19 protein-coding genes are annotated in these 17,520 nt (G+C 35.0%); 18 read left to right on the top strand and 1 reads right to left on the bottom strand.

Features of this window, described 5'->3' with window-relative positions; genetic code table 11:
• Positions 1–121: 121 nt before the first annotated feature.
• The 16 genes from AC1RPX_RS04230 to AC1RPX_RS04155 all read left to right on the top strand — a co-directional run bounded on the left by AC1RPX_RS04230 (position 122) and on the right by AC1RPX_RS04155 (position 14,604).
• Entirely contained in the window at positions 122–1,000 is an 879-nt protein-coding gene (locus AC1RPX_RS04230; RefSeq protein ID WP_481761495.1) for a phosphate ABC transporter substrate-binding protein PstS family protein, read from the top strand.
• A gap of 2 nt (positions 1,001–1,002) precedes the next feature.
• Positions 1,003–1,923 carry a phosphate ABC transporter permease subunit PstC gene (gene pstC / locus AC1RPX_RS04225; protein WP_409022169.1) on the top strand — a complete coding sequence of 307 codons (921 nt, stop codon included), beginning with the start codon at positions 1,003–1,005 and terminating at the stop codon, positions 1,921–1,923.
• On the top strand, positions 1,923–2,810 hold the full coding sequence (pstA, locus tag AC1RPX_RS04220) for a phosphate ABC transporter permease PstA (protein ID WP_481761494.1): 888 nt from the start codon (positions 1,923–1,925) through the stop codon (positions 2,808–2,810). The genes pstC and pstA overlap by 1 nt, the downstream gene beginning before the upstream one ends.
• Before the next feature lie 21 nt (positions 2,811–2,831).
• A complete protein-coding gene (gene pstB / locus AC1RPX_RS04215; RefSeq protein ID WP_481761493.1) occupies positions 2,832–3,635 on the top strand; it encodes a phosphate ABC transporter ATP-binding protein PstB in 804 nt (267 codons plus the stop codon).
• A 14-nt stretch (positions 3,636–3,649) separates the two neighbouring features.
• Entirely contained in the window at positions 3,650–4,405 is a 756-nt protein-coding gene (gene pstB, locus AC1RPX_RS04210) for a phosphate ABC transporter ATP-binding protein PstB (RefSeq protein WP_409022172.1), read from the top strand.
• 17 nt (positions 4,406–4,422) lie between these two features.
• Positions 4,423–5,109, top strand: coding sequence for a phosphate signaling complex protein PhoU (gene phoU, locus AC1RPX_RS04205; RefSeq protein WP_481761492.1), 687 nt, complete (start codon positions 4,423–4,425; stop codon positions 5,107–5,109).
• Positions 5,110–5,263: 154 nt separating this feature from the next.
• The gene (locus AC1RPX_RS04200) at positions 5,264–5,569 is read left to right on the top strand and encodes a PspC domain-containing protein (protein ID WP_409022174.1); all 306 of its coding nucleotides are present in this window, start codon (positions 5,264–5,266) and stop codon (positions 5,567–5,569) included.
• Between the two features lie 23 nt (positions 5,570–5,592).
• The gene (locus AC1RPX_RS04195) at positions 5,593–5,946 is read left to right on the top strand and encodes a phage holin family protein (protein ID WP_481761491.1); all 354 of its coding nucleotides are present in this window, start codon (positions 5,593–5,595) and stop codon (positions 5,944–5,946) included.
• Positions 5,947–5,957: 11 nt separating this feature from the next.
• A complete protein-coding gene (hprK, locus tag AC1RPX_RS04190) occupies positions 5,958–6,896 on the top strand; it encodes an HPr(Ser) kinase/phosphatase (RefSeq protein ID WP_481761490.1) in 939 nt (312 codons plus the stop codon).
• Between the two features lie 18 nt (positions 6,897–6,914).
• Complete coding sequence (gene lgt, locus AC1RPX_RS04185; RefSeq protein WP_481761489.1) at positions 6,915–7,742, top strand: prolipoprotein diacylglyceryl transferase; 828 nt, start codon at positions 6,915–6,917, stop codon at positions 7,740–7,742.
• A gap of 77 nt (positions 7,743–7,819) precedes the next feature.
• On the top strand, positions 7,820–8,839 hold the full coding sequence (locus tag AC1RPX_RS04180) for an NAD(P)H-dependent glycerol-3-phosphate dehydrogenase (protein ID WP_481761488.1): 1,020 nt from the start codon (positions 7,820–7,822) through the stop codon (positions 8,837–8,839).
• Between the two features lie 14 nt (positions 8,840–8,853).
• Positions 8,854–9,753 carry a UTP--glucose-1-phosphate uridylyltransferase GalU gene (gene galU, locus AC1RPX_RS04175; RefSeq protein ID WP_409022179.1) on the top strand — a complete coding sequence of 300 codons (900 nt, stop codon included), beginning with the start codon at positions 8,854–8,856 and terminating at the stop codon, positions 9,751–9,753.
• Positions 9,754–9,889: 136 nt separating this feature from the next.
• The gene (gene trxB, locus AC1RPX_RS04170) at positions 9,890–10,828 is read left to right on the top strand and encodes a thioredoxin-disulfide reductase (RefSeq protein ID WP_481761487.1); all 939 of its coding nucleotides are present in this window, start codon (positions 9,890–9,892) and stop codon (positions 10,826–10,828) included.
• A 133-nt stretch (positions 10,829–10,961) separates the two neighbouring features.
• Positions 10,962–12,305: a DHA2 family efflux MFS transporter permease subunit gene (locus AC1RPX_RS04165; protein WP_481761486.1), complete on the top strand. Its 1,344-nt coding sequence runs from the start codon at positions 10,962–10,964 to the stop codon at positions 12,303–12,305.
• A gap of 11 nt (positions 12,306–12,316) precedes the next feature.
• Positions 12,317–12,802 (top strand): MarR family winged helix-turn-helix transcriptional regulator, encoded by a 486-nt coding sequence (locus AC1RPX_RS04160; RefSeq protein ID WP_481761485.1) that lies wholly within the window; start codon positions 12,317–12,319, stop codon positions 12,800–12,802.
• Positions 12,803–12,876: 74 nt separating this feature from the next.
• Complete coding sequence (locus tag AC1RPX_RS04155) at positions 12,877–14,604, top strand: phospho-sugar mutase (protein WP_481761626.1); 1,728 nt, start codon at positions 12,877–12,879, stop codon at positions 14,602–14,604.
• A gap of 148 nt (positions 14,605–14,752) precedes the next feature.
• Here the strand turns inward: AC1RPX_RS04155 and AC1RPX_RS04150 are convergent, their stop codons facing one another.
• On the bottom strand, positions 14,753–15,652 hold the full coding sequence (locus AC1RPX_RS04150; protein WP_481761483.1) for a hypothetical protein: 900 nt from the start codon (positions 15,650–15,652) through the stop codon (positions 14,753–14,755).
• A gap of 211 nt (positions 15,653–15,863) precedes the next feature.
• Here AC1RPX_RS04150 and AC1RPX_RS04145 point away from each other — a divergent pair, with 211 nt between their 5' ends.
• Positions 15,864–16,496 (top strand): YfbR-like 5'-deoxynucleotidase, encoded by a 633-nt coding sequence (locus AC1RPX_RS04145; protein WP_409022185.1) that lies wholly within the window; start codon positions 15,864–15,866, stop codon positions 16,494–16,496.
• 86 nt (positions 16,497–16,582) lie between these two features.
• Positions 16,583–17,446, top strand: a complete 864-nt coding sequence (locus tag AC1RPX_RS04140) for a DegV family protein (protein WP_481761482.1) — start codon at positions 16,583–16,585, stop codon at positions 17,444–17,446.
• Positions 17,447–17,520 lie beyond the last annotated feature (74 nt).

Here is a 17,520-nt window from a genome sequence, read left to right as displayed (position 1 = left end):
TGTTATGGCTTTTTTTGTTGTAACCTTTACACAATCTTTACAATACCCCCACAGGACCTTTACATTAAAAATATAAACTTAATGTATAAGTTAAATATCGATATTTATGGAGGAAGTTACTATGAAAAAGGGATCTTTAGTAATGATTGGTGGAATTTTATCCATCATGTTATTAACTTTAACGGGATGTGAGACACAATCAAATTCAGGAAAATCGATTACAATTGTTGGATCTACAGCTTTACAACCTTTAGTTGAGGCAGCTGGTGAAGAATACGGGACTGAAAATGTTGGCGTCTTTGTTAATGTTCAAGGTGGCGGATCCGGAACAGGATTGAGTCAAGTTCAAGAAAAAGCCGTTAGCATTGGTAACTCAGATGTTTTTGCTGAAGAAAAATCAGGCATTAAGGCAAGTAAACTTGTAGACCATCAAGTTGCCGTTGTTGGAATTACGCCAGTTGTGAATAATGGTGTGGGCGTTAAAAACGTCTCAAAAAAACAACTTATAGATATTTTTACTGGTAAATTAACAAATTGGAAGCAACTAGGTGGCAATGATTTACCAATTGTCCTTTTAAATCGTGCATCTGGTTCGGGAACACGATTAACATTTGAAAAATGGGGATTAGAAGGTAAGCAAAGTAAAGATGCACAGGAACAAGATTCAACGGGAATGGTTCGACAAATTGTCGGATCGACACCTGGTGCAATAAGTTATATGGCTTTCTCATACGTTGATAAAACGGTCGATGTACTTTCTGTTGATAAAGTTAAACCAACTGAAAGTAATGTTGCCTCAAATAAATGGAAAATCTGGTCATACGAACATATGTATACGAATGGTGAACCCACGGGATTAACAAAACAATTTTTAACTTATATGATGTCAAATAAAATTCAAAAACAGGTTGTTAGTAAATTAGGTTATATTCCAACAACACAGATGCAAGTGAGTCGTTCGGTTGAAGGTAAAATAACACCAATTAAGAAGGGGATGTAGTTATGGATCCGATTCGTGAAAGTTTACTCAAAAAATCAAAAGCATCTAAACTAGAGATGCGCGGTAAAATAATTACTTATTTCTGTATTGGACTAATCGTCGCTATTGTTCTTGCTATCTTTTATTTCGTTGCTTCAAAAGGATTAGCAACGTTCTTTACTGATAAAGTATCAATTAAAGATTTTTTATTAGGAAAGAGTTGGAACCCTGGAACGCTTGATAAAGCAGGTAAGCCAGAAGTTGGGGCTTTACCAATGATTTCTGGATCATTCTTTGTCACTTTTTTATCAGCATTAATTGCAACACCTTTCGCTATTGGAACAGCTATTTTCATGGTTGAAATTTCACCAAATACGGGTAGCCGAATTTTACAACCGGTAACTGAATTATTAGTTGGTATTCCTTCAGTTGTTTATGGATTTATTGGTCTTTCAGTTGTGGTCCCATTTGTTCGAAGTATTTTTGGTGGAACAGGGTTTGGTATTTTATCTGGGACATTTGTGTTATTTGTTATGATTCTACCAACCGTTACGTCAATGACTGTTGATACTTTAAAATCTGTCCCACGTTATTACCGGGAAGCCTCACTGGCCTTAGGTGCAACACGTTGGCAAACAATTTATAAAGTTATTCTAAGAGCAGCAACACCAGGTATCATGACAGCGGTTGTTTTTGGTATGGCACGAGCTTTTGGTGAAGCCTTAGCCGTTCAAATGGTTATTGGTAATGCATCATTGATGCCATCAAGTTTAATTACACCATCATCAACTTTAACAAGTATTTTGACGATGGGAATTGGAAATACTGTCATGGGCTCATTAGAAAATAATGCGCTATGGTCACTTGCTTTAATTCTATTATTAATGTCATTATTCTTTAACATGGTTGTTAGAGTAATTGGTAAGAGAGGGGCGCTTAAATAATGAATCCTAAAAAAGTAGATAAAATCGCAACAAGTATTTTATATGGTATTGCCGGATTCGTCGTTCTTGTTTTAGCGGCCTTACTTGGCTATATATTGGTTAGAGGTGTGCCACATATCAGCTGGCATTTCTTAACATCACCCGCAAAATCATTTTCAAGTGGTGGTGGAGTAGGAATCCAATTGTTTAATTCCTTCTATCTATTATTATTAACATTATTGATTTCTTTCCCTATTTCATTGGGAGCGGGTATTTGGTTATCAGAATACGCTAAAAATAATTGGGTGACGACGGTTATTAGAACGTCTGTTGAAATTTTAAGTTCATTACCTTCAGTTGTTGTTGGGCTTTTTGGGTTTTTGATTTTCGTTGTCCAATATAATTTCGGTTTTTCAATTTTATCAGGTGCATTAGCCTTAACGTTCTTCAATTTACCTTTATTAACAAGATCAATCGAAGAGTCATTACGTTCTATCCCATATTCACAACGTGAGGCTGGCTTTTCGTTAGGATTATCGCGTTGGGAAACCGTTACGAGAGTTATTGTTCCAGATGCAGTACCTGGTATTTTAACGGGTGTTATATTGAGTGCCGGCCGTATCTTTGGTGAAGCAGCTGCGTTAATTTATACTGCTGGTCAAAGTGCGCCAGCACTAGATTTTACAAACTGGAATCCAGCTAATATTGCGAGTCCGTTAAATCCAATGCGTCCAGCTGAAACATTAGCTGTTCATATCTGGAAAATTAATTCAGAAGGTATTATGCCTGATGCATCAGCTGTTTCTGCAGGCGCATCAGCCGTCTTAATTATCGCAGTGCTTTTATTTAATTTCTTAGCTCGATTCGGTGGTAAAGCACTTTATCGTAAAATTACATCAAGTAAATAGATCATTAGGGGGTCAAAGAATATGGTAGAAAATAAAACTGAAAAATCTAGAATTATGACCTTCAATGAAGATAAACATGAGATAGCTTTAGAAACCAAAGATTTACATGTTCATTATGGTTCTAATGAAGCAATTCGAGATGTTAGTTTACAATTTGAACGGTTTAAAATTACAGCTTTAATTGGGGCATCTGGTTCTGGTAAATCAACTTATCTTAGATCGTTGAATCGTATGAATGATGGGATTGCTGATGTAACAGGACAAATTATTTACCGTGATTTAGATATAAATAAAGATAATGTTGATATTTATGAAATGAGAAAACATATTGGAATGGTATTTCAACGACCTAATCCATTTTCAAAATCAATTTATGAAAATATAACGTTTGCTTTGAAACGTCATGGGATGAAAGATAAGCAGTTACTTGAAGAACGCGTTGAAAAATCACTTAAACAAGCTGCACTTTGGGATCAAGTTAAAGATGATTTGAATGTGAGTGCGTTATCATTGTCTGGTGGACAACAACAACGTTTATGTATCGCTAGAGCGATTGCTATGGAACCTGACATCTTATTGTTAGATGAACCAGCTAGTGCGTTAGATCCAATTTCAAGTCGAATTGTTGAAGAATCACTTTTAGAACTGAAAGAAAAGTACACGATTGTCATTGTGACACACAATATGCAACAGGCTTCACGTATTTCAGATTACACAGCATTTTTCCATTCAGGAAATGCGGTAGAATATGATAAAACAACAACTATTTTTACGCGACCAACAATTAAACTAACGGATGATTATGTTTCAGGAAACTTCGGTTAAGGGGGAAAGGCCAAATGACTAAAATAATTGAAACAAATGATGTTCATTTGTATTATGGTAAGAAAGAAGCCCTCAAAGGAATTAATCTTGATTTCAATGAAAAAGGGATTACCGCTTTAATCGGTCCATCTGGTTGTGGTAAATCAACATATTTAAGAACGTTAAATCGCATGAATGATTTAATTCCAGGTGTAACCATTACAGGTACAGTTAAATTAAAAAATGAAGATATTTACGGTCCTAAAATGGATACCGTAAGATTACGCAAAAATGTTGGGATGGTTTTCCAACAACCTAATCCATTTCCATTTTCAATTTACGAAAATGTTGTATATGGTTTGCGATTAGCTGGCGTTAAAGATAAAGCAATCCTTGATGAAGCTGTTGAAAAAAGCTTGAAACAGGCTGCTGTCTGGGATGATGTAAAGGATGATTTGGGTAAAAATGCGCTTGCGTTATCTGGCGGACAGCAACAACGTGTCTGTATCGCTCGAGTCTTAGCGGTTGAACCTGAGGTCATTTTACTGGATGAACCAACAAGTGCTCTGGATCCTGGTTCAAGTAGTAAAATTGAAAATATGTTGCTAGAATTGCGTGAAAAATATACTATTATAATAGTGACTCACAATTTACAACAAGCTTCTCGAATTTCAGATCGAACTGCCTTCTTTTTAGAAGGTAATTTAATTGAAGTTGCACCAACTAAAAAATTATTTACGCAGCCTGTACAAAAAGAAACGGATGACTACATTAGTGGTCGATTCGGTTAAGAAAGGGAGACAAAATAATGCGATTACTTTTTGATGAAGAACAAGAAAAGCTACACATTAGATTTAGCGAAATGGGTATGATGGTTAGTGAAGCCATTCATAAATCTGTCCGTGCTTTCATTAATCATGATAAAGAGTTGGCCCATGAAGTTATCGTTGGCGATTACAAAATTAATGAACGCGAAATGAAGTTAGAAAAACAAACGTTAGAAATGATTGCATTGTATCAACCTGTTACAAGTGATTTAAGAGATATTGTGACTGTTTTAAAAGCTATTTCTGATTTAGAACGAATGGGAGATCACGCTGTAAGTATTGCGAGATCAACGATTCGTGTTAAAGGCAATCCTAGGGTAACGGAGATTGAAGATGAGATCGGAATTATGGGCGACCACGCACGTAAGATGGTTGAAGAAGTCCTCACAGCTTATATTAGAAAAGATGCCGAAAAAGCTCGTAAAGTTGCTAATTTAGATCTTGAAGTTGATGAATATTTCACGACAATATATGACCAGTGTATCCATGAAATGAAAACGAATCCCGAAACAGTTGTGGGAAGTGCTGACTATTTGATGGTTGCCACTTATCTAGAACGAATTGGCGATTATGTTACAAATGTGTGTGAATGGGTTGTTTATTTAAAAAATGGCCGAATCACTGAATTGAATCCTGGTAAATCAGAGTTAGAAAAAGAAAATGAATAAGGCACTACTCATTTAATAACTAACAATTTCGCGATTGTTAGTTATTTTTAATTTAAACGTTAAAATTTAAGTAAATAACGCTCGTTAAAATTGTAAAATGAGTACGATAAGAAGTACAATAATGATAGATTATTCTGAATGGAGGAACTACAAAATGAAAACAAATAAAAAATTCACAAAATCAACTAATAAAATTATCGCGGGTGTCGCAGCTGGACTTGCCGAATATATAAATTGGAATCCAACACTCGTTAGATTTTTATTTTTAATGCTAATCTTCGCAACAAAAGGCGTATTTATACTTGTCTATATCTTGTTAGCAATTAGCTTACCAGGGAAAAAACGTTCATTTACTAGTTCTTTTGAGCAGTTTACATCTAGTACTGGACAACGGACTAGCTCATCAAGTAAGAGTGGCCGTAAAATTATTAAAGATGTAGAAGTTACAGACGATAAATAATATTAATGATGAGGTGAAGATTCATGGGATTTTGGCAGCGCGTATTAATTAATGCCATACTGTTTTTGGCAATATCTGGTTTTTTTCCAGAGACTTTATTTGTTAAAAGTATCTGGGTTGCATTAATCGCCAGTTTTGTACTGGCCGTACTAAATATGCTAGTTAAACCGTTTTTAGTGATTTTATCACTGCCGGTAACTATTTTCAGTTTAGGATTTTTCTATCTGATTATAAATGCATTTATGTTACAAATGACGTCATTTTTTGTGGGTAATGAATTTAAATTTTCGAGCTTTTGGGCGGCATTTATCATCTCAATTGTGATGAGTATTGCTAATACAATCGTAACAAATTACTTTATTAGAAATAGACAATAGGGGGCATTAAGATGGCCAATGAAGTTTCAGTTAGAAATTTAGTAGATGCAATGGGATTAACTGTTTTAATTGGGAAAGAATACTTGGATGATAAAAAAATTACAACAAGTGATATTTCACGTCCTGGTCTAGAATTAACCGGGTATTTTAATTTTTATCCGAAAGAACGTATTCAATTATTTGGGATGACAGAACATGCTTATGCAAATGGACTGACTCCTGAAGATAGGCAGAATGTGATGAATCAATTAGCAACAGAACAAACACCATGTTTTGTTGTTTCAAATGATTTGGATGTGCCGCTAGAATTATTAGCTATCGTCAAAGAAAGACATATTCCAGTTCTAATTTCAAAACTAACAACGTCACGTCTATCTTCTAATATGGTTAACTTTTTGGAAGCTAAATTAGCTGAACGCCAGTCAATACATGGTGTTTTAGTTGATATTTATGGTCTTGGGGTCATGATTACAGGTGATTCTGGTGTTGGTAAATCAGAAACAGCGCTTGAATTAATTAGACGTGGACATCGGTTAATTGCAGATGATCGTGTTGATGTTTTCCAACAAGATGAGGAGACACTTGTTGGTGAGGCACCTGCAATTTTAAAACATTTACTTGAAATTCGAGGTATCGGTATTATCGATATCATGAACTTGTTTGGTGCAGGAGCTGTCCGTAATGACACTGATATTTCACTAATTATTCATCTAGAAAACTGGACTCCTGATAAACAATTTGATCGATTAGGTAATAATGATGAATTTGTTAAAATATTCAATGTGAATGTGCCAAAAATTTCTGTACCTGTTAAAACAGGACGTAATTTGGCCATTATCATTGAAGTCGCAGCAATGAACTTCCGTGCAAAAACAATGGGTTATGATGCTACTAAAGCATTTGAAGCTAATCTAAATGGCTTAATCCAAACAAATTCAAAAAAAGATTAAGGATTGGACGAGAGTAAATTGAATTATTTATTAGGTGCGTTGAATCCCATCGCAGTTAAATTAGGACCTATTGAAGTTCGTTGGTATGGTGTAATAATTGCGAGTGCAGTAATTCTAGCAGTTATTTTAGCCATTCTTGAAGGCAAAAAAATAGGAATAAATGAAGATACCATATATGATATGGTTCTATGGGCGTTGCCAATTTCAATTGTTTCTGCGCGACTCTATTACGTTGTGTTCGAGTGGTCTTATTACGCTCAACATCTCAGTGAAGTTTATCGAATTTGGGATGGTGGTATTGCTATCTATGGTGGGTTAATAGGCGCAATTATTACAGTGATTATTTTCTGTCAGCGTCGCCATTTGTCAGCATGGTTAATGTTTGATCTAGCGGCACCACTTGTGCTACTTGCGCAATCAATCGGCCGTTGGGGTAATTTTATGAACCAAGAAGCCCATGGTGGAAAAACGACGTTAGAGGCATTGCAAAATTTACATTTACCTGAATTTATTATTAACCAAATGAACATCAATGGCACCTACTATAAGCCAACATTTCTATACGAATCATTGTGGAGTTTTGTTGGATTCTTAATATTAATTGCCTTGAGACATCGAGTACACCTTTTCAAACGTGGAGAAATACTATTTGCATATCTAACTTGGTATTCATTTGGTCGTTTCTTTATCGAAGGAATGAGAACAGATAGCTTAATGTTATTTTCAACAATTCGTGTTTCTCAACTTCTCTCATTAGTGATTTTTATTGGATCAATTAGTTGGTTATTATTGAGAAGATATTGGGAACCGCAAAATCAATGGTATTTAGACGGACAATTGAAATAAAAATTTCTCATAGTTAATGCTATTAGAGGTAAAATTTGGTATGATTAGAATGAATAAATTTTGAAGGAGATTATATAATGACAAAAAAAGTAGCAGTATTAGGCGCCGGTTCTTGGGGTAGTATCCTTGCCGATATCCTAACTGAAAATGGTCATGACATCAGACTTTGGTCAAATGTTCCAGCACAAGTAGCAGAAATGAATGAGTTCCATACAAATAAGCATTACTTGGAAGATTACACTTATTCTAAAGACCTACATGCATATGAAGATTTAAAAGAAGCTTTGGATCAAGTTGACGCTATTTTATTTGTTGTTCCAACAAAAGCAAGCCGTATTGTTGCTAAACAAGTAGCAGCAATTTTAGAAGAAACAGGTAACAAACCAATTATTATTCATGCAAGTAAAGGACTAGAACAAGTCACACACAAACGTATTTCAGAAGTTATTGAAGAAGAAATTCCTGCTGACATTCGTGGTAGTGTTGTTGTCTTCTCTGGCCCAAGTCATGCTGAAGAAGTTGCAAATCGTGATTTAACAACAATTGTTTCAGCAAGTACTGATCCTGAAGCTGCAAGTTTTGTTCAAGATCTCTTTATGAATAAATTCTTAAGAATCTACACAAATAACGATGTTATCGGTGTTGAAATGGGCGCAGCTATGAAGAATATTATCGCCGTTGGTGCTGGTATGCTTCATGGTATGGGCTATGGCGATAACGCTAAAGCAGCTTTGATTACACGTGGATTAGCTGAAATTGCTCGTTTAGGGACATCATTTGGTGCTAACCAATTAACCTTTATGGGACTTTCTGGTGTTGGTGATTTAATCGTTACAGCTACAAGTGTTCATTCACGTAACTGGCGTGCTGGAGACCAATTAGGTCAAGGTAAATCATTAGATGCTGTTGTTGCTGATATGGGTATGGTTATCGAAGGTGTTGGTACTGCTAAGGCTGCTTATGAATTAGCACAACAACAAGGAATTGATATGCCAATCACAAATGCAATTTATGACGTTTTATACAATAATAAAGAAATTAAATCAGTGATTGAAGCTTTGATCAATCGTGAAGGTAAATCTGAATTAGCAGAATAAAAGGGGATTAGACTATGCAAAAAGTTAAAAAAGCCATTATTCCGGCTGCTGGACTAGGGACTCGTTTCTTACCAGCAACTAAAGCGATGGCAAAAGAAATGCTCCCAATTGTTGATAAACCAACGATTCAATTTATTGTTGAAGAGGCGCGTCAATCGGGTATTGAAGATATTTTGATTGTTACGGGTAAAGGTAAGCGACCAATTGAAGATCATTTTGATTCGGTGCCAGAACTGGAAGCGAATTTAGCTGCAAAGCATAAAGACGAATTATTAAAATTAGTTGAAGAAACAACGGATATTAATTTGTATTTTGTTCGTCAATCTCATCCACGAGGTCTTGGCGATGCCGTTTTAATGGCTAAAGACTTTGTTGGGGATGAACCTTTTGTTGTCATGTTAGGCGATGATTTAATGGAAGATAAAGTACCATTAACGCGTCAACTCATGAATCGCTTTGATGAGACACATGCTTCAACTTTAGCGGTGATGAAAGTCCCTCATGAAGAAGTTTCAAAATACGGTGTGATTAATCCTGAATTAGAAGTTAAACCTGGATTATTCAATGTTAAAAACTTTGTTGAAAAACCTACACCTGAAGAAGCACCTAGTGACTTGGCTATTATTGGACGTTACTTATTAACACCTGAAATTTTTGGTATCTTAGAACATCAAAAACCAGGTGCTGGTAATGAAATTCAATTAACGGATGCCATCGATGCATTGAACAAGGTGCAACGTGTTTTCGCTCATGAATTTAAAGGAACCCGATACGATGTTGGCTATAAATTTGGCTACTTAAAAACAAGTATTGAGTATGGTTTGAAACATAAAGAAGTTAAAGATGAATTAAAAGAATATTTGAAGACTTTAGGCGCAAAATTAATTGCAGAAGATACAGCAAAAAATAAGTAGCCTAATTCTTACAGTAAAGCAGGTTTCAAGTTCAACTCACTTGGGACCTGTTTTTGATGTTAAAGCAATTAAATAGACAAAAAAAGTAACATAGGGTATTGTTGAATTACTTACTAAAAGAAAGAAGGTTGAACTAATGACAAAAAAATATGATGTTGTTGTGATTGGTGCTGGGCCCGGTGGAATGACTGCCGCACTCTATGCATCACGTGCAAATCTATCGGTTTTAATGATTGATCGTGGGATTTATGGTGGCCAAATGAACAATACGGCTGAAGTTGAAAATTATCCTGGATTTAAATCAATCTTAGGCCCTGATTTAGCAAAAGAAATGTACGAAAGTTCGACACAATTTGGTGCAGAATATGCATACGGTAGTGTAACCGATATTACAATTGAAGGCGATACTAAACTCATCACAACAGATAATGATGTTTTTGAAACAAAAGCTTTAATTATCGCAACTGGATCAGAATACAAAAAATTGGGTGCTGAAGGCGAAGATACCTTTAGTGGCCGAGGTGTATCTTACTGTGCAGTCTGTGATGGTGCTTTCTTCAAAAATCGTGAAGTCATCGTTATCGGTGGCGGTGATTCAGCAATCGAAGAAGGTTCTTATTTATCAAAATTAGCTTCAAAAGTGACGGTAATTCATCGTCGTGACAAATTACGCGCTCAAAAAATCTTACAAGATCGTGCCTTTGCGGATGATAAAATATCTTTTGTTTGGGATACTAATGTCACAGAGATTGTTGGTGACGATCGTAAAGTAACTGGCGTTAAAGTAACGAATAATAAAACAGGTGAAACATCTGAAATTCCTGCTAGTGGTGTCTTCATTTATGTTGGTGTTAAACCAATGACAACAGCATTCACAAAGCTTGGAATTACTGACGATTATGGTTGGATTCCAACTGACGAAAATATGCTAACAAATGTACCAGGTATTTTCGCAGTTGGTGATGTGCGTAAGAAAGAATTGCGTCAAATTACAACTGCAGTTGGTGACGGTGGTATTGCTGGACAACAAACATTTAGTTACCTTGAATCATTAAATGATGCAGAATTAAGTTAAATTATAGAATAAGCCTTTTGAGGCTTATTTTTTTATTTACTTGACTTTATGTGCATGTGAACATTATAATAATCTAATCCGCTTATGAAAAAAATTAAACATATGCGTAAATTTAAGTGAGAAGAGAGTTAGAATGACAAACAAAAAAAGAAACACAATTGGTGCTGTTTTATTAATTGCGACTTTTGCCGCTTTATTAAATCAAACATTGATGATTACAGCATTACCAAAATTAATCACCGTTTTAAATGTTAACCTTGCAACCGCACAATGGTTAACGACGGGTTATGTTTTAATGGTCGGAATTTCGACACCATTATCAGCAATTTTATATGAAAAATATTCAACAAGACAAATATTTGTCGGTATTATGGTTGTCTTTTTAATCGGAAGTATCGTTGCATCAAGTGGCGCTAATTTTTGGGCAATCTTAATTGGTCGCTTAATCCAAGCTGCTGCCGGTGGCGTATTGACTACATTTACGATGATTAGTGTCATTGCAATTAACCCAATTGAACGCCGTGGCGTTGTAATGGGACTTGCTATGCTTGTTATCTCAGCTGCTCCAGCAATTGGACCAACTTTATCAGGTATTATGATTACATTTTTACCATGGAGAGCATTATTTATTTTCATTATTCCAATCATGTTAATTTTATTAATTGTTGGGGTTTGTATTTTACCTAACTATTCAGAAAAGACAGATGTTAAAATTGATTTTAAATCATTCTTCTTATCACTAGTTGGACTTGCTACAATTTTAATTGGTATTTCAATTATTGGAGACCAATTATTAGTTGCACTTGTCCTTATTGTGATTGGTGTTTTAGCATTAATCTATTTTGGCCGTCGTCAATTAGCTTTAAAAGAACCATTTTTAAATATTCGAATTTTCAAAGTACGTTCATTCTCAACTATGATTGCATTAATTATGTTAGTTTTTGGTATTTTAATGGCAACAGAATTAGTTATGCCAATGTTCTTAGAAAATAATCAACATTTATCAGGAATGACTGCTGGATTAATTATGTTACCGGGTGCTGCAATTAATGCTATTATTTCACCTATTGTTGGTAACCTTTATGATCAATACGGTTATAAAAAAATATTTATATTTGGCTTTTTGATGTTGATGATTTCAGTACTACCAATGTTATTCTTAACAATTGAATTTCCTGTTTGGTTATCAGTTGTTACTTACGCTATTCGATTAACAGGGGTTGGTGCTATTATGGCTCCAGCAACAACAGAATCTTTAAAAGATTTAAATCCAATGGAAATAAATCATGCAACAACATTAACGAATACATTAAGACAAGTTAGTGGTTCATTATTTAATACCGTTATTATTGTTATTGCTAGTATTCCTGCATCATTTGTTGTTGGATACAAATATTCAATGATCTTTATCATGGTTGTCTCAATTGTAATTGGACTAGTTGGACTAATCTATTTCAGAAAAACAAGTAAAGCTTAAGGAGTTTTGAGATGCAAAATATGAATGGAAATTCTTTTTACGATACACATGAAGTTGAGAAATTAACAACAATTTACAACAGAATGATTCGATTAAGAATAAATGATACGTTAAAAGGGTTTGAACTTTCTGAGAGTAACTTTTTTTACGTGTTGTTAGTTTGTGAGTCACCTGGCGTTAGTCAGGATGAGCTAATCCAAAATATTTATCGGGATCACAGTGTTGTGACACGTGCTATCTCAAAATTAATTAAAGATGGTTGGCTTGAAAAAAAAATGTCGTCCGCAGATAAACGACGGACTGAACTTTATCCTACAGCAAAAGCGATTAATAATTATCAAGATATTTTTGATAGAATTACAGTCGTTAATGATGAAAGTATATCGGTGCTTAGTGAAGAAGAAATTAAGCAATTTGAGCATATTTTGGAAAAGGTAATTAAATCAGGAATTGAACGTGAGCGACTTGCTGGAAGAAAGATATCAGAATTATTCTGATATCTTTTTTATTATCCTGAATAGTAAGCGCATTTATTGTATAATAGTAATATTATATGAATGGGAGTGATATTTTGACTTGGGAAGATAATTATTTAACTTGGTTAAATGAAGAAACACTAGACGCAACATTAAAAAATCAGATTGTTTCGCTTAAAAATAATCAAGAAGATTTAAAAGAATCTTTTTACCAACCAATGGAATTTGGAACTGCTGGTATGCGTGGCTTGATGGGTCCTGGTATTAACCGGATGAACATCTACACGATTCGTCAAGCAACTGAAGGATTAGCTCGCTTTATGGATACGTTAGATGATGCAACTAAAATGCGCGGTGTCGCAATTAGTTATGATTCGCGTTACCAATCACAAGAATTTGCGATGGAATCAGCTAAAGTTTTAGGCGCACATGGTATTCCAAGCTTTGTTTTTGAAAGCTTACGTCCCACACCAGAATTATCGTTTGCAGTCCGCCATTTAGCTACTTACGCCGGAATTATGATAACGGCTAGCCATAATCCTAAACAATATAATGGCTATAAAATTTATGGTGAAGACGGTGGCCAAATGCCACCTAAAGAATCAGATATGATTACTGGTTTTGTTCGCGAAGCTGATGATTTATTTGCCATTAAAGTAGGTGATGAGACAGTATTAAAAGCTGATAAAACACTCCAAATTATTGGTGAAGAAGTTGACGCTGCGTATCTTGCTGAAGTTAAAAAAGTGACAATTAATCAAAAATTAGTTGATGAAGTTGGTGCTTCAATGAAACTTGTTTTCACACCACTTCATGGAACAGGTAAAATGTTGGGTGAACGTGCTTTGAAACAAGCTGGATTTGAACAATTTAAGATTGTGCCTGAACAAGCTGAAGGTGATCCTGAATTCCCAACAATCAAGTTACCTAACCCAGAAGACGCACCAGCATTTGATTTAGCTATCAAATGGGGTCGACGTGAACATGCTGATTTATTAATCGCTGTTGATCCAGATGCTGATCGTATGGGTGTCGCTGTACGTCAAACTGATGGTGAATATAAATTATTAACAGGTAATCAAATTGCTGCTCTAATGTTCAATTATATTTTAACTGCTAGCGAAGAAGCAGGAACTTTACCCGCTAATGCCGTTGGCGTTAAATCAATTGTATCAAGTGAACTTGCAACTAAGATTGCTGAAGCACATCATGCTAAAATGATTAATGTCTTAACAGGATTCAAATTTATTGCGGAACAAATTCAAAACTATGAAGAAACAAATGAACATACCTTTATGTTTGGTTTTGAAGAAAGTTATGGTTACTTAATTCGTCCTTTCGTTCGTGATAAAGATGCTATCCAAGCATTAGTAATGTTATCTGAAGTAGCTGCTTACTACAAACAATTTGATAAAACATTGTCAGATGGATTAGATGATTTATTTAAAGAATATGGTTATTACGCTGAAAATACTAAAGCGTTAACGTTTGAAGGTATTGAAGGTGTTCAAAAAATCAAAGATTTAATGACAATCTTCCGTGATGACGCACCTAAAGATTTTGCTGGCTATAAAGTCGCTAAATTAGAAGACTTCACAACGGGTATGGCGCAATTAGCTGATGGATCATCTGAAGAAATCGGATTACCAACTGCAAATGCGTTGAAATATATCTTAGAAGATGGTTCTTGGATTGCAATTCGTCCTTCAGGGACTGAACCAAAAATTAAATTCTACGTGGGAACGCAAGCTGAAACTGATGAAAAAGCACAAGCTAAGTGTCTTGCATTTGAAGAAGCAATTATGGCAATTGTCAACGCCTAACTAAAAAAGTAGTGCTAAATTTACATTTAGCACTACTTTTTTTGACCTTAAATGGGTTACAAAATTTATAAGCAAATAAAACAGTATTTTGTAAACAACTTTTTAAGATTTATTATTTTCTTTCAGGGCTGATTAACTTGTTTAGTTTCTATTTATTCATTTTTTTCTTTTTAAAGCGGTGATAAAGGTAGGCGATTCCAAGAAAGTAGATGGAAGCGAGTAGGGACGACACGGGGAGAACGCTAAAGATAGTCGGTGGAACAATCATTGCAAGCAATGGAAAGGCATAAGCGGCTGGAATTTTAACTTTGAAAAGATGGAGTATACAAAAAACGAGAGGCATAGTGATTAAGGCGACAACAACATTGGAATCGATTACCATGCAGGCGAGAACACCGATCGTTGCTGAAAGCGTCAAGGCAGTAACCTGTTTGAACACCATTTTTGCCGGATACATCGGCTTTTGTAGCACCTCGAAAAAAACGACAAGAATCGGTGGAATAGCGGCCATCAAAGGCTTTCCAGCAATCGTCACGAGACCAACCCAAATGAGTGAAGAAACGAGAAATAAAAGCATAGCCTGATAGTTAAGGTTTGTTTTTTTTGCGTAGTTTTGATCGAGTTTACGGCCTTTAACGACAATCATCTCGATGAAAGTGAAAATGATGATGGCAATGATGAATGAATATTTGGACGCATTAACGATGATTGGCAAGAGACCTGTAGCCAATGAAGGCGCCAGTGCCGATCGGGTTACCACTAATAGAAAGACCATGATGGCGATCATTAGGCAGATTTTAATTGTGTAAGAAATCTCAAGTAAATTGATGCCAAAACCGATAATTGCGGTGACAGAAGGCAGCAAAAAAAGATTAAACGAACGATCTAACCAATTGGCTTCGTGGTAAATCCACAGTCCAACTGTTAACGCGGCGATTTCAGGTAAAATAATTTCTGAATCATGTAAAAGTGACGCGGCTTGTACCATGATTAAAATCAAGATAAAACCGGTTAAGTATTCAACGGTTTTATTGGCTAAAAACTTCAAAAAAATGTCCTCCTTAAATATAAAGCATGAAAATAAGCATAACATAAAAAAGTAAGGTAAAGTTGCGCGACGTGTTCCAATTGATGTATCAAGCGTTTGCAATGTGAATCAGTTTATTTTTTTGTTAAAAGTTGATGATACTTGAATTAACTTTTCCATATGTGGTAAGATTGTAAAAATTTATATAAAAAATGAGAGGGAGCTGTTAATTATGGGAATGCATCAATACCTACAAAGTTTAAGTAATTTAGAAACGTTAAAACGAGCACCAGGATATTTTAAATATGAAGATCATTCGGTAGCGGAACATTCATTCAAAGTAACAGAAGCTGCTCAATTTTTAGGTGATGTTGAAGAAAATGCAGGAAATACGATTGATTGGCGCATGTTGTATGAAAAAGCGTTGAATCATGATTATACAGAACGATTCATTGGTGATATTAAAACACCCGTTAAATATGCAACAACAACGCTAAGAGAAATGTTAGCAAATGTTGAGGAATCATTATCTGAGAATTTTATTGTGAACGAAATTCCAGAAGAATTCCAAGATGCCTATCGTCGTAGATTATCAGAAGGTAAGGATGATACTTTAGAAGGTAAAATCTTGTCTGTAGCTGATAAATTAGATTTATTATATGAATCATTTGGCGAAATTCAAAAGGGTAATCCTGAATCAGTTTATACTGAAATTTATCAAGAAAGCTTAAAAACGATTCTTGAATTTTCAGATTTAGCGAGTGTTCAGTATATTCTACAAGAAATTCTTCCAGAATTATTAACGGAAGATTTCACAGATAAAGATAAAATTAAAAAAATAACCTTGGATATTATTAAGAAATAGAGTACACATAGGTTAAGGATTGCGTTGTATGCTAGAATAATGCATACAAGGTAGTCCTTTTTTGCTTAAAGAATAGGGAGAAATTAATGAAAACGGCAATTGTAACAGATAGTGCGTCATATATTGATCCAAAAGTAGCCAAAGATAAAAATATTATTGTTGTACCAATCACGGTTATTTTTGGGCAACAGACTTATTTAGAAGATGTGGAAATCTCTGCTTCAGAATTTTATCAAAGAATGAAAGATACGGATAAGTTACCCACAACGTCACAAGTCACAATGGGACAAATGCAAAGTGTCTTCGATAAATTAATTGAAGAGGGATTTGATGAAGTAATTTCAATTCATCTATCAACAGGTATCACAAGTTTTGTGGATAATTTACGTGCTTATTCAAAAACTGTGGAAGGAATTACGGTATATCCGATTGATTCTAAAGCAGCAAGTTCAGCAGAAGCCTTTCTTGTATTAAAAGCTGCTCAATTAGTGGCGCAAGGTGAGCATGCAGACACGATTGTACCTAAAATAGAAGCAATGCGTGAAACGGTGGGTATTTTCTTTGTTGTGGATAACTTGAGCCATTTACTTAGAACGGGCCGTATGACGAATGGTGCTGCGTTTGTGGGTAACTTATTACAAATTAAACCAATTCTGACCTTTAATCATGAAGGTCAAATTATCCCTTTAACTAAGGAACGGACAAAGAAGCGTGCTTTTCAACGGGTAATGGCAGATTTTTCTGATGCGATTAACTCAGTTGATTATCCAATTCGAGTAAGTATCGTTGATGCGAACAATCCTGAAGAGAGTACAAAATGGGTCTCATTTATTAAAACCAACTATCCTAATATTCCAGTTGAGGTTAGTCATATTGGGCCTGTTATTGGCGTCCATACTGGAGAAAAAACAATGGGTCTTATTTGGGGTCGTGATTATTTAGTTGATTAAGTTATTCTGAAAAAATAAGTGAGATAACGTGCGAAAGTATGTTCGGTATGCTAATATAATTAGTAGAGAATAAT

The sequence above is a fragment of the Dellaglioa sp. CoH-56-MRSF-14 genome (genome assembly GCF_056782115.1).
This window is presented reverse-complemented; position numbering and strand designations above follow the sequence as displayed.